We start from the raw sequence: 15,068 nt of genomic DNA, 5'->3' as shown, positions 1-15,068 counted from the left end.
GAGACGTGGAGGAATGCGTGGATGTCGCCGTCGACTGCGGCGATCCGGTCCAGGTGGGCCTGCGTGGCCTCGACGCTCGAGACCTCGCGCGATGCGAGCTTGTCGGCGAGCTCGGCGGCGCTCAGGCGCGTGATGTCGGTCACTGCTCTTCCCCCAGGATCGCGGTCACGCGGAAGCGCGAGCCGTCGGCGTCCGGCGCGTTCTGCAGGGCCTGCGCCGTCGTGAGCGTCTCGGCAACCTCATCGGGGCGGTAGACGTTCTGCATCGGGATCGGGTGGCTCGTCGCGGGGACGTCCGGGGTCGCGACCTGCGAGACCTTCGCGATGTTGTCGACGATCGCGTCGAGCTCTCCGGTCAGGCGGGTCACCTCCTCGTCCGACAGCTGGATCCGGGCGAGCACACCGAGATGGCGCACGAGATCGGGGGTGATTTCAGACACCCCCCGAGTCTAAGCCGTGCGGCTCTGGCGTCCGGAGCCGTCGGCCATAGGCTGATCGGGTGACGACCTACGATCCGCCGCGTCCCTGGATCTCCAGCTATGCCGCTGGGGTCCCCTCCGACCTCGACGAGATCACGGGATCGCTTCCCGACCTCGTCGCCGCTTCCGGCCGCGAGTTCCGCGACGCGCCGGCCCTGCAGTTCTTCGGCCGCACCACCAGCTACGCCGACCTCAATGCCGCGATCGACCGTGCGGCCGCCGGTCTCCACGCGCGTGGCGTGCGCAAGGGGGATCCGGTCGCGATCATCCTTCCGAACTGCCCGCAGCACATCATCGCGTTCTACGCGATCCTGCGCCTGGGCGCGGTGGCCGTCGAGCACAACCCCCTCTACACTCCGCGCGAGCTGCGCAAGCAGTTCGAGGACCACGGCGCCAAGCACGCGATCGTCTGGAGCAAGGTCGTGAAGACCGTGCAGGAGTTCCCCGCGGATCTCGCGGTGAAAACCCTGGTGTCGGTGGACGTCACGCGCGCCATGCCGTTCACGATGCGCGCCGCGCTGCGGCTGCCGATCCGCAAGGCCCGCGAATCGCGCGCGCAGCTCACCGAGAAGGTGCACGGCGCCGCACCGTGGGAGCAGCTGCTCGAAGCCGCCCCCCTTCCCTCGTCGCACCGCGGCCCGTCGACCGACGACCTCGCGATCATCCAGTACACGTCCGGCACGACCGGCGCCCCCAAGGGCGCGGCTCTGACGCACCGCAACCTGCTCGCGAACGCCGCACAGGCCCGAGCCTGGGTGCCGACGATCAAGCGCGGCCTCGGCACGAACGTCTACGCGGTGCTGCCGATGTTCCACGCGTACGGGCTGACGCTGTGCCTGACGTTCGCGATGTCGATGGGCGCGCGGCTCATCCTGTTCCCGAAGTTCGACCCGGACATGGTGCTCGACGTCGTCAAGAAGCAGCCCGCGACATTCCTGCCGCTCGTACCGCCCATCGCGGAGCGGCTGCTCAAGCGGGCGAAGGAGCGGGGCGTGTCCCTCGCCGGCACCGAGATCGCGATCTCGGGCGCCATGGCGCTGTCCCCCGCGCTCGTCGAGCCGTTCGAGGCCGAATCGGGTGGCTTCCTCGTCGAGGGATACGGCCTCAGCGAGTGCTCCCCCGTCCTGATGGCGAATCCCGTGGCACCGCACCGCGTCGCCGGCAGCATCGGGTTGCCGCTGCCCGGCACCGAGTGCCGCGTGGTCGATCAGGAGGACCCGACGCGCGACGTCGAACCGGGGCAGCCGGGCGAGCTGCTGGTGCGCGGACCGCAGGTGTTCGGTGGCTACTACGGCAAGCGCGAGGAGACCGAGGCGGTGTTCGTCGACGGCTGGTTCCGCACGGGCGATGTCGTGACGATCGACGAGGCGGGCTTCGTCCGGATCGTGGACCGGATCAAGGAGCTCATCATCACGGGCGGCTTCAACGTCGCACCGACCGAGGTCGAGAATGCTCTCCGGCAGCACCCGGATATCGCCGACGCGGCGGTCGTCGGGCTGCCGAGCGAGCGCAGCGGCGAGGACGTCGTCGCCGCCGTCGTGCCCGACGAGGGCGCCGAGATCGACGTGGAGGCCGTGCGCGCGCACGTCCGCGGCGTCCTGACGCCGTACAAGGTGCCGCGGCGGATCTTCATCGTCGACGAGCTGCCGAAGTCGATGATCGGCAAGGTCCTGCGCCGGCAGGTGAAGGAGCAGATCCTCGCTCGGAGCACGAGCGCGCAGTGACGGGGCGCGCCGACGTCATGGGAGGGACCCGGGCATCCTGACAGGCGCACGGGCTACCGTTACGGGGTGAGCTCTGTAGACGACGCCCAGCCCGAGACCATCGCCGAGGAGCCCGGGTTCAAGGAGCTCGGCATCACCGGCTCCGTCCTGTCCGCCATCCGCGACCTCGGCTACGAGACGCCCTCGCCCATCCAGCGCGCGACCATCCCCACGCTGCTGAGCGGACGCGACGTCGTCGGCATGGCGCAGACGGGCACCGGCAAGACGGCGGCGTTCGCGCTGCCGATCCTCGAGCGTCTCGACGTCAACCGCGTCGTGCCGCAGGCGCTCGTGCTCGCCCCCACGCGCGAGCTCGCCCTGCAGGTGGCCGAGGCCTTCGAGTCGTATGCGGCGCAGATGCCGGACGTGCGCCTGCTGCCCGTGTACGGCGGGCAGGGCTACGGCGTGCAGCTGTCGGCGCTGCGGCGCGGCGTGCACATCGTCGTCGGCACGCCGGGCCGCATCATGGATCACCTCGCGAAGGGCACGCTCGACCTGTCAGAGCTCGACTACCTCGTGCTCGACGAGGCCGACGAGATGCTGAAGATGGGCTTCGCGGAGGACGTCGAGCAGATCCTGTCGCAGACGCCCGAAGAGAAGCAGGTCGCGCTGTTCTCGGCCACCATGCCCCCGCAGATCCGGCGCATCGCGCAGCAGTACCTGCGCGATCCGGAGGAGATCTCGGTCAAGTCCAAGACCGCCACCAACGCGAACATCACGCAGCGCTACCTCGTCGTGTCGTACGCGCAGAAGGTCGATGCCCTCACGCGCATCCTCGAGGTCGAGAACTTCGACGGCATGATCGTCTTCGTCCGCACCAAGAACGAGACCGAGACGCTCGCCGAGAAGCTGCGCGCGCGCGGATACTCGGCCGCCGCGATCAACGGCGACATCCCGCAGAACCTGCGCGAGCGGACGGTGAACCAGCTCAAGGAGGCGAAGCTCGACATCCTGGTCGCCACGGACGTCGCCGCGCGCGGCCTCGACGTCGAGCGCGTCAGCCACGTCGTGAACTTCGACATCCCGACCGACACCGAGTCGTACGTGCACCGCATCGGCCGCACGGGTCGCGCAGGCCGCACGGGCGACGCGATCAGCTTCATCACGCCGCGCGAGCGCTACCTGCTCGGGCACATCGAGAAGGCGACGCGCCAGCAGCCGACCCAGATGCAGCTGCCCACGGCCGAGGACGTCAACACCACGCGCCTGGCGCGGTTCGACGACGCGATCACCGCCGCGCTCGAGGACACCGGCAGGCTCGACACCTATCGTGACGTGATCGCGCACTACGTGCGGCACCACGACGTGCCGGAGGCGGATGTCGCGGCCGCGCTCGCCATCGTGGCGCAGGGAGACAAGCCGCTCCTGCTCGAGGCCGAGGACGACCGGCTCGCGGCAGCGGTCGACGCGGCGGGCCGTCCGCCGCGCGAGCGCGCCGGCGCGGACCGCGGAACGCGCGAAGCACGCCCGGCGCGTCGCGGCCGCGGCGACTACGAGGCGTACCGGATCGAGGTGGGCCGCCGCCACCGTGTCGAGCCGCGTCAGATCGTCGGCGCCCTCGCGAACGAGGGCGGCCTGGGCCGCGACGACTTCGGAGCCATCACCATCCGCCCCGAGTTCTCGATCGTCGAGCTGCCCGCCAGCCTTGACCGCCGCGTGCTCGAGAAGCTGCGCGACACCCGGATCAGCGGCAAGCTGATCGAGATCCGTCCGGACCGCGGCGCCCCCGGTCGACGCCGCGACGGCGACCGCGGCTTCGACCGCCGCGCGAGCCGCGACGACCGCCCGGCGCGTGAGAGCCGCGCGCCGCGCGACGAGCGTTCCGCCGACGACGACCGACCGGCCCGCAAGCCGCGGCACCGCAAGGACTGAGCCGCCGCGACGGCGCCCCCGTCGGCGGCTATGGCTTCGGCGTGCCCTGGGTGACGATCGCGCCTGTCCGCGTGAACTCGTCCTCGACCTCCTCGTCCAGCCGGTAGGTCATCCGGCTGACGGCGGATGCGACGAGCAGGTTGAGGGCGAACCCCGGAACGATCTCGTAGAGTCCCGTGCCGAGCAGCGGCCAGAGGAACACCGTCGCCGCGCCGACGATCATCCCCGACAGCGCGCCGACCGCCGTGAGGCGCCGCCAGAACAGCGACAGCAGGATGATCGGACCGAACGCGGCACCGAATCCCGCCCACGCGAAGCCGACGAGGTCGAGGATCGTGCTGTCGGGGTTCAGCGCAAGCAGGATCGCGACCAGCGCGACGATCAGCACGCACGCGCGGCCGAGCAGCGCGAGCAGCCGCTGGCTCGGCTCGCGCTTCGCGACGACCTTGAAGACATCCTCGACCAGCGCGGACGAGCAGACGATGAGCTGGCTGGAGATCGTCGACATGATCGCCGCCAGCACGGCCGAGAGGACGAGGCCGGCGACGAGCGGATGCATCAGCAGCTGGGCCATCTCGAGGATGACGGTCTCGGGGTTCTCCAGCCCGTCATCGGCGAAGAAGGCGATGCCGACGAAGCCTGCGGCCACCGCGCCCATCAGCGACAGGATCATCCATCCCATGCCGATGCGTCGCGCGGTCTTGGCCTCTTCGGCGCTGCGGAGCGCCATGAAGCGGACGATGATGTGCGGCTGCCCGAAGTAGCCGAGGCCCCACGCCAGCGATGAGACGATCGCGAGGATCGTCACGCCCGTGAGGCCGTCGCCGCCGAGCAGCGACAGGTGTGCGGGATCGACGGCCGCGCCGACGTCACCCAGGCCGCCCAGCGCCAGGACGGCCATCACCGGGACGATCAGCACGGCGGCGAGGATCATGATCCCCTGCACGAAGTCGGTGAACGACGCTCCGAGGAATCCGCCGAAGAGCGTGTACGCGAGCGTCACGCCGCCGACGAGCAGCATGCCGACGAGGTAGTCGCCGCCGAACGCGCTCTCGAAGAACACCCCGCCGGCGACCATGCCGCTCGACACGTAGAGGGTGAAGAAGACGAGGATGACGATGGCCGAGACGATGCGCAGCAGGCGAGACCGGTCGCGCAGGCGGTTCTCGAAGAAGCTCGGGATCGTGATCGAGTTCCTCGCGATCTCGGTGTAGGCGCGCAGTCGCGGCGCGACGAATCTCCAGTTCAGGTAGGCGCCGATCGTGAGGCCGATCGCGATCCACGCCTCGATCAGTCCCGCGGCGTAGATCGCCCCGGGAAGCCCCATCACGAGCCAGCCGGACATGTCCGACGCCCCCGCGCTCAGGGCGGCGACGGCCGGAGGCAGGTTCCTGCCGCCGAGCATGTAGTCCTCGTGGTCCTTCGTCTTCACCGCGGCGTAGACGCCGATCGCGATCATCGCGGTGAAGTAGATCACCAGCGCGACGATGAGCCATGTGTGTGCGGACATCGGGGAGAACCTCCTGTGCCTCGGCACCCGGGGACGGATGCGCAGCCGCCTAGGCTACGAGGTTGCCCGCAATCACGCGAACTTGCGACCCCCAGCAGGGGTCGGTCCGCACTCGCGCAGCGCCGCGCGCCGCCTCACCAGCGGTCGTGCACCAGCGGGCGGATCGCCTCGTCGTACAGGTCGCGCACGGCGTCCAGGAAGTCCTGCGGCAGCGGGCCGACCTCACCGGCCGACGCGTTGGCGCGGGCCTGCTCGGGGTTGCGCGCCCCGGGGATGACCGTGGTGACGCCGGGCTGCTGCGCGACCCAGGCGAGAGCTGCGGTCGCAGGCTCGATACCCGCCTCACGCGCGAGCGTGGCGAAGCGCTGAGCGGCATCGACGCCCGTCTCGTAATCAACGCCCGAGAAGGTCTCGCCCACGTCGAACGCCTCGCCGTGGCGGTTGTACGAGCGGTGGTCGTTCTCGGCGAAGGTGGTCTCGCGCGTGTAGCGGCCGCTCAGCAGGCCGCTCGCGAGCGGCACGCGCGCGATGATGCCGACGCCTGCGTCGAGCGCGGCCGGCAGCGCCTCACCCAGCGGCTTGCGTCGGAACGCGTTCAGGATGATCTGGACGCTCGCGACGCCGGGGCGCCGGATCGCCCGCAGCGCCTCGGAGACGGTCTCGACGCTCACGCCGTAGTGGGCGATCGCACCGTTGGCGACGAGGGTGTCGAGGTCGTCGAACACGCGGTCGGCGTCGTACACATCGCTCGTGGGACAGTGCAGCTGCACGAGGTCGAGCGTGTCCACGCCGAGGTTCGAGCGGGAGCGATCGGTCCAGGCGCGGAAGTTCTCGAGTGTCGCGTGCGCGAGATCCGGCGCGTCCGCGCGGCGGATCATCTTCGTCGCGACGAACACGCCCGCGTCGCTGTTGGCGCGCAGCCACTCGCCGATGTTCTGCTCGCTGCGGCCGTCGCCGTAGACGTCGGCCGTGTCGAAGATCGTGACGCCCGAGGCGTATGCCGCGTCGAGCACCGCGAACGCGTCGCTGCGGGCGACATCGCCCCAGTCCGATCCGAGCTGCCAGGTTCCGAGGCCGATGGCCGAGACGTCGCGGCCGGTGCGGCCGAGGGTGCGCTGCTGCATGTCTCGAGCCTATTCGGCGGCGGGCGGCAGGGCGGCCGGTCCCTCGGTCACCAGGATGTGGAACTGCGCGGCGTCGATGATCCGCACACCGAGCTGCTCGGCCTTCGCGAGCTTCGATCCCGCCCCCGGACCGGCCGCGACGAAATCGGTCTTCTTCGAGACGCTCGAGGCCGCCTTGCCGCCGGCCTTGATGATGGCCTCCTGCGCGCCCTCGCGCGAGTAGCCCTCGAGCGATCCGGTCGCGACGACCGTCAGGCCCTCGAGCACTCCCCCCGTGCGGGCGGCCGCTCCCGGCCCGGGATGACCCGGAGTGTCGAAGCGCACGCCCGCCGCGCGCCAGCGGTCGATGATCTCGACGTGCCAGTCGATCTCGAACCACTCCCGCAGCGAGTCGGCGATGATCGGCCCCACGCCCTCGACGCCGGCGAGCTCGTCGCGCGACGCCTCGCGGATGGCGTCCAGCGATCCGAAGTACAGCGCGAGCGCGCGCGCCGCGACGGGGCCGACGTGCCGGATGTTCAGCGCGACGAGCAGACGCCACAGGTCTTTGGTCTTGGCCTTCTCGAGCTCTTCGAGCAGGAGGAGCGCCTGGGCGGACGGCTGCGGGCCGTCGCGCCCCTCCTTGCGCTCGGCCGCCGTCGGATTGCGGCGGAACGGCGCGCGGCGGACGTACTCGCCCGTCTTCTCGTCCACGCGCTTCTCACCGGTCTCACCGTCGCGCACGACGACCTCGATCGGCACGAGCTGTTCGATCGTGAGGTCGAACAACCCCGCCTCGGTGCGCAGCGGCGGCTCGGACGGCACATCCGGCTGCGTCAGTGCCGCCGCCGTGACCTCGCCCAACGCCTCGATGTCCAGCGCCCCGCGGGAGCCGACGTGCTCGACGCGCCCCCGCACCTGCGCGGGGCAGTCCTTCGCGTTCGGGCAGCGGAGGTCGATGTCGCCCTCCTTCATGGGCCGCAGCGGCGTGCCGCACTCGGGGCACTCCGCGGGCATCACGAACGCACGCTCGCTGCCGTCGCGCCTGTCGACCACGGGTCCGAGCACCTCGGGGATGACATCGCCCGCCTTGCGCAGGACGACCGTGTCGCCGATCAGCACGCCCTTCGCCTTGACGACGTCCTGATTGTGCAGGGTCGCCTGGCGCACGACCGAGCCGGCGACGTGCGCGGGCTCCATCACCGCGTACGGCGTGGCGCGCCCCGTCCGGCCGACCGACACGACGATGTCCAGCAGACGCGTGTGCACCTCCTCGGGCGGGTACTTGTAGGCGATGGCCCAGCGCGGGGCCCGGCTGGTGGCGCCGAGCTCGTCGTGCAGCGCGAGCTCGTCGACCTTCACGACGATGCCGTCGAGCTCGTGCTCGATCGAGTGGCGGTGCTCTCCGAAGTACTCCACGAACGCCAGCACCTCGTCGACCGAGCCGCACACCTTCGGGTGCGGGCTGATCGGCAGACCCCATTCCTTCAGCAGGGCGTACACCTCGCTCTGCGCGCCGACGGGCGGGTTCTGCCACGCTCCGATGCCGTGCACGTACAGGCGCAGAGATCCCACGCGCGCCAGCGCGGCTTCGAGCTCGAGGCCCGACTTCTTCTCGATCTGCTGCCGCAGGCCGCCGCTCGCCGCATTGCGCGGGTTCGCGAACGCCGGGAACCGCCGCGAGGCGGACAGCTGCGCCTTGTCCTCGTCGAAGGGACGTCCGCGCGAGGCGGCGCGGTCGCGCCCCTCGGCGACCGCCCGCTCGCGCAGCTCGGCCTGCAGCGCGTTGAGCCGCTCGAAGGCGGCAACGGGGATGAACACCTCGCCGCGCACCTCGACGATCTCGGGATGCCCCTCACCCGACAGCCGCTCGGGGATGTCGGCCAGCCGCAGGGCGTTCTCGGTCACGATCTCGCCGACCCCGCCATCGCCGCGCGTCGCGGCCGACGTCAGCACGCCGTTCTCGTAGCGCAGGCTGATCGCGAGGCCGTCGATCTTCAGCTCCGTGAGCCAGGCGACCTCGCGCCCGGCGGCAGCCTGCGTCTTCGTGGCCCACTCGCGCAGCTCGTCGACCGAGAACACGTTGTCGAGGCTCAGCATGCGCTCGGCGTGCTCGATCGTGGCCAGCGCCGTGCCCTCGGCCGCGCCGACCATCTGGGTGGGCGAGTCCTGCCCCTGCAGCTCGGGATGCGCGCGCTCGATCGCTTCGAGCCGGCGCATCCACGAGTCGTAGGTCGCATCATCGACCAGCGACGTGTCGCGACCGTAGTACGCGTCCTTCGCCTCGAGGATCCGGTCTGTCAGCTCCCTCGCCTCGGCACGCGCCTCGTCGAGCGAGAGAGAGGGAAGATCGTTCACGACGTCAGCCACGTCCCAAGTCTAGGGACGGGCGCCGACATCGCCCGGGGCTAGACGCCCGCCGGAATCGCGGACACGGTGCGGTCGATCGTGCACTGGCCGATCACGCGCGTGCCGTCGTAGATCACGGCCGTCTGTCCGGGAGCGACGCCGTGCAGCGGCTCCCGCGGCACGACAACGAGCTCGCCGTCGCGCACCACGGCGGTCGCGGGAACAGGATCCGCATGCGCCCGCACCTGGACATCGCACGCGAACGGCGTGTCCGCATCGAGCGGTGCCGCGCCGGCCCACGTGAAGCGCGAGCCCGCGAGCTCGCCGATCGCGAGCGCCTCCCTCGGGCCCACGACCACCGTGTTGGACACGGGCCGCACCTCCAGCACGAAGCGCGGCTTGCCGTCCGCGGCCGGCACGCCGAGCCGCAGACCCTTGCGCTGCCCCACCGTGAAGGCGTGGGCGCCGTCGTGAGCCCCGACCACGGCTCCGGTCCGGTCGACGATCTCGCCCGGTGCGGTGCCGACCTTGTCGGCCAGCCAGCCCCGCGTGTCGCCGTCGGGGATGAAGCAGATGTCGTAGCTGTCGGGCTTGGACGCGACGGTCAGCCCGCGCGCCTCCGCCTCGGCGCGCACGAGCGCCTTGGACGGCGTCTCCCCCAGCGGGAAGTACGTGTGCGCGAGCTGCTCGGCCGTCAGGACGCCCAGCACGTACGACTGGTCCTTCGCCTCCTCGCTCGAGCGGTGCAGCTCGAGGCCGCGGTCCCCGTCGCGCAGGATCGCGTAGTGGCCGGTGCACACGGCGTCGAAGCCGAGCTCGAGGGCACGCTCCAGCAGTGCGGCGAACTTGATGCGCTCGTTGCAGCGCATGCACGGGTTCGGTGTGCGACCCGCCTGATACTCGGCGACGAAGTCGTCGATCACGTCGTCTCGGAAGCGCTCCGAGAAGTCCCAGACGTAGAACGGGATGCCGAGCCGGTCGGCGACGCGGCGGGCATCCATCGCGTCCTCGATCGTGCAGCAGCCGCGGCTTCCGGTGCGCAGCGTGCCGCCCGCCCGCGAGAGCGCGAGGTGCACGCCCACGACGTCGTGTCCCGCGTCGACCGCGCGCGCTGCGGCGACCGCCGAGTCCACGCCTCCGCTCATCGCCGCCAGGATCCGCATGTCCTCAGTCTACGAAGGGGAACCTGAGCAGTCGCGGATCAGCGGCGCGCGGCCGTCCGATACGCGCCGGGCAGCGCCGCGAGCAGCGCATCGACGTCGGCGTCGGTCGTCGTGCGCCCGAGCGAGATGCGCAGCACCTGGCGCGCAGCGCGCTCGTCCCAGCCCATCGCCATCACGACGTGCGACGGCTCGGGCACACCCGCCTGGCACGCGGACCCGGTCGACACCGCGATCCCCGCCCGATCGAGCAGATACAGCATCGACTCCCCCGGTGCGCCGGGAAGGTGCAGGTGGACATTTCCCGGCAGCCGATCCACCGGGTCGCCGAGCAGCACCGCTTCGGGCGCTTCCGCGCGCAGCCGTCCGATCAGACGATCGCGCAGCGCCGACAGCCGCGCCGTCTCTGCCCGGCGCTCGGCCTCGGCGAGCTCGGCCGCGACCGCGAGCGCCACGGCGCCGGGCACGTCCTGCGTCCCGGCGCGCAGCGAACGCTGCTGGCCGCCGCCGTGGAGCAGGGCTGTCAGCCCGGCCTCGCGCGACACCACGAGCGCGCCCGTCCCGACCGGAGCCCCGATCTTGTGTCCGGACACGCTCAGGGCCACCAGACCCGTGGATCCGATGGCGTCGCCCCGCCAGCGGCGAAAGGCGACGGGCGCGTGTCCGAAGGCCGCCACGGCATCCAGATGCAGCGGCACCGTGCGGTCGTGCGCCGCCGCGGCCAGTGCCGCGGCGTCGTTGACGGTGCCGGCCTCGTTGTTGGCCACGAGCGCGGTCGCGAGCGCGACATCGGGCGCCAGTGCCGCCGCGAACGCGTCGGGCAGGATGCGCGCCGCTGCGTCGAGCGATACGGGCACCACGCGCGCACGCTCGTGAGCCTGCAGCCAGGCGACGGCGTCGAGCGTGGCGTGGTGCTCGCCGTCGGGCAGGACGACGCCGTCGGTCCCCTCGCGCCGCGCCCACCAGAGGCCCTTGAGCGCCAGGTTCGCGCCCTCCGTGCCGCCCGACGTGAAGACGACCTCGATCGGCTGGCAGTCGAGCACGGCCGCGAGCCGCTCCCGCGCGTCTTCCAGGATGCGCCGCGCAGCCTGGCCCGCGCCATGGATCGACGACGCGTTGCCTACCGTCTGCGATGCCTCGAGCCAGGCCTCACGCGCCTCGTCGCGCAGCGGCGCTGTCGCGGCATGATCGAGGTAGACGGTCACCGGAACGACGCCCCGCGCTAGAACAGCAGCGACGTCAGTCGTCCGCGGGCGCGGACGACGCGCGGATCGGCGGATCCGACGAGGCCGAACAGCTCGACGAGGCGATCGCGCACGGGCGCGCGCTCGTCGGACGGCAGCGCGGCGAACAGCTCGAGCAGCCGATCGAAGGCATCGTCCACGTGCCCGCCTGCGACATCCAGGTCGGCCACGACGAGCTGCGCCTCCACGTCCGTGGGTGCGGCGGCCGCCGCCTGGCGCGCGGCATGCAGGTCGACGCCCTGCACGCGATCGAGCAGGCTGACCTGCGCGAGACCTGCCTGCGCATCCTCGTCGCGCGGGTTCTCCTTGAGCGCCTGCTGATACGCCACGATCGCCCGGGCGTAGTCGCCCGCCTCGATCGCGGCGAAGGCCTCGGCGTGCAGCGGCGGCAGCGGCGGCTCCTCGGCGTCCTCGACCGGGGCCGCTCCGTCGACGGGGACGGTGCCCGTCACGCCGTTCTGCGCCGCGACCTGCAGCAGCTGATCGAAGACCTGTCGCACCTGCTCCTCCGGCACCGCACCCGTGAACAGCGGCACGGGCTGGCCGCCCACGAGGGCGACGACCATCGGGATCGACTGCGCGCGGAACGCCTGCTGCAGCTGCGGGTTGGCGTCGACGTCGACCTTCGCCAGCACGAGGCGCCCGGCGAGCTCGTTGACGACCTTCTCGAGCACGGGGCTCAGCTGCTTGCACGGCCCGCACCACTCGGCCCACAGATCCACGACGACGGGCACGCGCCGAGAGAGCTCGAGCACCTCGCCGAACGTCGCGTCGGTCACGTCGAACACGAGCGGCAGGGCGCCCGGGGCCCCCGCCGGCGGAGCACCGGCGGGCTGACCCGGTGCCTGCGCCGGCGGAGCAGGGCGGTTCCGCAGCGCGGACAGGTCGACGGCGCCGCGCAGAGTGGCGGCGTTCAGGCCGGAGGAGGCGTCAGTCATCGGTCACCTTTCGAAGGATCCGGTAGATGCAACGAGGAGCGGGTCACTCGCCTTCCTGGAGGATCGACGCGGAGCGGATCCCCGAGGAGTAGCCCAGCAGGCGGATCTTGTCGGTCGAGCCCTGTGCCGGCACCGAGAAGAACAGCTGGTTGGTCGCGGTCTCCTGCACGCCCGTCGACGAGGTCTCCTCGCCCACGAGTGCGACCACGGCCTGGTTGTCGGGGAACTTCACGACGATGTCCTCGCCGGCGGGTCGCGTCACGATCGACGTGTCGACCGTGACGGCCACGAGGGCGCCGCTCTCGAGCGTCGCGAGCGCAGCGGGATCGGATGTGCCCGGTGCCTGGTCGAAGGTCATCTCGCCCGTCTCGGCCGCTGTCTCGTTGAACGCGGACTGCGTCTGGGCGCGCGCCTCCTCGAGCGCGACGCGGAAGGCATCGCTCTCCAGGTCGAACAGGGTCGCGTACTCGCTCGCCTCGCCGTTGGCCAGCGTGTCCGCGTACGCCTCCGCAAGCCCTGACGGCGGGATCGACAGGAACGACGAACCCGGCGGCACGAGCCGCGCGCCGAAGTACCAGGGCGCCAGATCCGGGATCTGCACGGCGGCCTCGAGGCTCGCCACCGTCGTGACCTTGTAGTTCGACCACGGATCGGCCTGCGAGATGTTCATGATCGTCGGCGGCGCCTGCTGCTCGCCCTCGGCGGCCTCGCCCTCCACGACCAGCATGGCCGAGCGCGGCCAGTCGTCCACGGCCTGCGGCAGCAGGATGCGGACGTTCTCGCCGGGGATGGGCAACGGCGTCCCGTAGTCCTCGACCTCGCCGCGGATTGCGTAGTTCACCTCGCGCATCTCCAGCGCGATGCCGTCGAGGCGCGTCGCCGCGAGTTCGGCGTCGCGCGCCTCATCGGCCTCGGCGACGGTCTCGGCGATGTCCTGGACGATGCGCGCCGCCTGGGTGTCGGTGAGCGCCGGATCGGGCTCCTCCTCCGGAGCGGCCGTCGTCGCGGTCGGTGTGGGCGTCGGCGACGCCGAGAACTGCGGCCATGCGTCGGGCGAGCAGCCGGTCAGCAGCGCGAGGCTCAGACCCATCGCCGGGACAGCGAGAAGCCCGCGGATTCCCCGGTGTCGGCCCACGCGCGCCCGGTGCGGGTCGGACGCGGCGGCGAACTCGTCGGCCGCCGGTCTCGTCTTCGCGGGCGTGTCGGGGTCATCCTGCCCCGCCTGCCCCGCGTGCGAGTCCTCGTGCGCATCCTCCGCGGCATCCGGCCCGGCCGTGATCTCCTTGCGCGGCTCGGTCGCGGTGACCGCTGCGCGCCGCCTGCGGGCGCCGATCGCGATCGGCTCGGTCGGAGGCAGGACCGTGCCCTTTCGACGCGGACCCCGCGAGCGGCGCACATGGCGCACGCCGAGGATCCAGAGGATGACGCCGAGCAGCAGCACGAGGCCGCCCAGGACGATCAGCGGCCCGGCCCACGGGGTCGCGTTGGAGATCGGCCATGTGATGGAGATCTCGGCCGGCGCGGGCTCGGCGCCATCGGAGGCGAGCAGCACGCTGACACCGTCCGCGAGCTGCAGGCGCGTCTCGAGCGACCCCTCGCCCGTGAACTCCTCGAGCCAGAGATCGGCGCCCGCGGGGTTGCGACCGGGGAACTCGGGGCCCTCCCACGTCGGCTCGGCGGCCTCGACGGACTCCGTGACGACCTCGCCCTGCTCGTCGAGCGAGACGCGCGTGAAGGGGGCGTCCGACAGCCAGGCCTCCATATCCGCGGTGCGGCCGTAGGCCACGTAGATCTCGTCGGTCCCGGAGACCTCGAGCGTCTGCGTGCCGGCGTTCGCGCGGAAGACCTCCGCATCGATCAGCGTGTACGGCTGCTCCTCGGCCGTGTCGATCTGCATGGTCGCGGTATCGGGGCCCAGGAAGACCGTGCGCTGCGCGATCCCCGCTCCGATCAGCGCGGCAGCGAGCACGAAGGCGATGACCGCCCAGACGAAACGCACGTATCCGACTCCTCACATGGCCCGCTCATCGGCAGCGCAGGCCTCGGCACTCGACTCTCCAGCCTAGCGAAACGTCCTGATAGTCGCCCAGACGCAGGTCGCGGGACGGCGGCGACCTCGGCGACCTCTATTCTGACCTCACAGACTCCGTCCTGACGGACGGACCCCGAGGAGGATGCGTGAAGATCCACAACCCGTTCCGGGTCGCACTTGTCGCGACCCTCGGCGTCGGCCTCGGGATCGTCCTGCTGCAGAGCGTTCAGACGCTCTCGACGATCCTGCTGTACGTCGGGACGGCGCTCTTCATCGCACTCGGACTCGACCCCGTCGTGTCGTGGCTCGAGCGGCACCGCCTGCCGCGCTGGGCGTCGGTGCTCATCACGCTCGTGGCCGTGCTGGGCCTGTTCACCGGCATCGTGCTGATCATCCTGCCGGTGCTGGTGGATCAGATCGGGCAGCTCGTGATCGAGGTCAGCTCGATCATCGAGCGCGGCACCTGGCAGCAGGAGACACAGGCCTGGTTGTTGCTGTACTTCCAGGAGGATGTGATCGAGCAGGTCTTCACGACCGTGCAGGACTGGCTGCTCAGCAACATCGACACCATCAGCGAAAGCCTGGTGGGCGTCACCTTCGGCGTGGTGAACGGGCTGTT

Annotated in this window: 11 protein-coding genes; 3 read left to right on the top strand and 8 right to left on the bottom strand. The window is 71.3% G+C overall.

Annotated elements, in window-relative coordinates; all coding sequences use genetic code 11:
• Positions 1-139: 139 nt before the first annotated feature.
• Positions 140-439: an Asp-tRNA(Asn)/Glu-tRNA(Gln) amidotransferase subunit GatC gene (gatC, locus tag RIF89_RS04705; RefSeq protein ID WP_309067984.1), complete on the bottom strand. Its 300-nt coding sequence runs from the start codon at positions 437-439 to the stop codon at positions 140-142.
• Between the two features lie 59 nt (positions 440-498).
• Between gatC and RIF89_RS04700 the strand changes: the two genes are divergently transcribed.
• Positions 499-2,202, top strand: coding sequence for a long-chain-fatty-acid--CoA ligase (locus tag RIF89_RS04700; RefSeq protein ID WP_309067983.1), 1,704 nt, complete (start codon positions 499-501; stop codon positions 2,200-2,202).
• 66 nt (positions 2,203-2,268) lie between these two features.
• Entirely contained in the window at positions 2,269-4,113 is a 1,845-nt protein-coding gene (locus RIF89_RS04695) for a DEAD/DEAH box helicase (protein ID WP_309067982.1), read from the top strand.
• A 28-nt stretch (positions 4,114-4,141) separates the two neighbouring features.
• Here RIF89_RS04695 and putP read toward each other — a convergent pair whose 3' ends face one another.
• The 7 genes from putP to RIF89_RS04660 all read right to left on the bottom strand — a co-directional run bounded on the left by putP (position 4,142) and on the right by RIF89_RS04660 (position 14,416).
• Positions 4,142-5,623: a sodium/proline symporter PutP gene (gene putP, locus RIF89_RS04690; protein ID WP_309067981.1), complete on the bottom strand. Its 1,482-nt coding sequence runs from the start codon at positions 5,621-5,623 to the stop codon at positions 4,142-4,144.
• A 134-nt stretch (positions 5,624-5,757) separates the two neighbouring features.
• On the bottom strand, positions 5,758-6,747 hold the full coding sequence (locus tag RIF89_RS04685) for an aldo/keto reductase (protein WP_309067980.1): 990 nt from the start codon (positions 6,745-6,747) through the stop codon (positions 5,758-5,760).
• A 9-nt stretch (positions 6,748-6,756) separates the two neighbouring features.
• The gene (ligA, locus tag RIF89_RS04680) at positions 6,757-8,946 is read right to left on the bottom strand and encodes an NAD-dependent DNA ligase LigA (protein WP_375294428.1); all 2,190 of its coding nucleotides are present in this window, start codon (positions 8,944-8,946) and stop codon (positions 6,757-6,759) included.
• Between the two features lie 188 nt (positions 8,947-9,134).
• Positions 9,135-10,238 carry a tRNA 2-thiouridine(34) synthase MnmA gene (mnmA, locus tag RIF89_RS04675; protein WP_309067978.1) on the bottom strand — a complete coding sequence of 368 codons (1,104 nt, stop codon included), beginning with the start codon at positions 10,236-10,238 and terminating at the stop codon, positions 9,135-9,137.
• Positions 10,239-10,276: 38 nt separating this feature from the next.
• Positions 10,277-11,440 carry a cysteine desulfurase family protein gene (locus tag RIF89_RS04670; RefSeq protein WP_309067977.1) on the bottom strand — a complete coding sequence of 388 codons (1,164 nt, stop codon included), beginning with the start codon at positions 11,438-11,440 and terminating at the stop codon, positions 10,277-10,279.
• Between the two features lie 17 nt (positions 11,441-11,457).
• Positions 11,458-12,417 carry a tetratricopeptide repeat protein gene (locus RIF89_RS04665; RefSeq protein WP_309067976.1) on the bottom strand — a complete coding sequence of 320 codons (960 nt, stop codon included), beginning with the start codon at positions 12,415-12,417 and terminating at the stop codon, positions 11,458-11,460.
• A gap of 43 nt (positions 12,418-12,460) precedes the next feature.
• Positions 12,461-14,416 carry a glycosyl transferase gene (locus tag RIF89_RS04660; protein ID WP_309067975.1) on the bottom strand — a complete coding sequence of 652 codons (1,956 nt, stop codon included), beginning with the start codon at positions 14,414-14,416 and terminating at the stop codon, positions 12,461-12,463.
• Positions 14,417-14,595: 179 nt separating this feature from the next.
• Here RIF89_RS04660 and RIF89_RS04655 point away from each other — a divergent pair.
• On the top strand, positions 14,596-15,068 hold a 473-nt coding region (locus RIF89_RS04655), incomplete at its 3' end, for an AI-2E family transporter (RefSeq protein ID WP_309067974.1).

Source organism: Microbacterium sp., from assembly GCF_031178525.1.
In the GTDB taxonomy this organism is placed as follows: domain Bacteria; phylum Actinomycetota; class Actinomycetes; order Actinomycetales; family Microbacteriaceae; genus Microbacterium.
This window is presented reverse-complemented; position numbering and strand designations above follow the sequence as displayed.

Excerpts from the sequence above, each read along its gene's own strand:
- putP (WP_309067981.1), bottom strand. The coding sequence starts at position 5,623 with ATGTCCGCACACACATGGCTCATCGTCGCGCTGGTGATCTACTTCACC.
- RIF89_RS04685 (WP_309067980.1), bottom strand. The coding sequence starts at position 6,747 with ATGCAGCAGCGCACCCTCGGCCGCACCGGCCGCGACGTCTCGGCCATC.
- ligA (WP_375294428.1), bottom strand. The coding sequence starts at position 8,946 with ATGCGCCGGCTCGAAGCGATCGAGCGCGCGCATCCCGAGCTGCAGGGG.
- mnmA (WP_309067978.1), bottom strand. The coding sequence starts at position 10,238 with ATGCGGATCCTGGCGGCGATGAGCGGAGGCGTGGACTCGGCGGTCGCC.
- RIF89_RS04665 (WP_309067976.1), bottom strand. The coding sequence starts at position 12,417 with ATGACTGACGCCTCCTCCGGCCTGAACGCCGCCACTCTGCGCGGCGCC.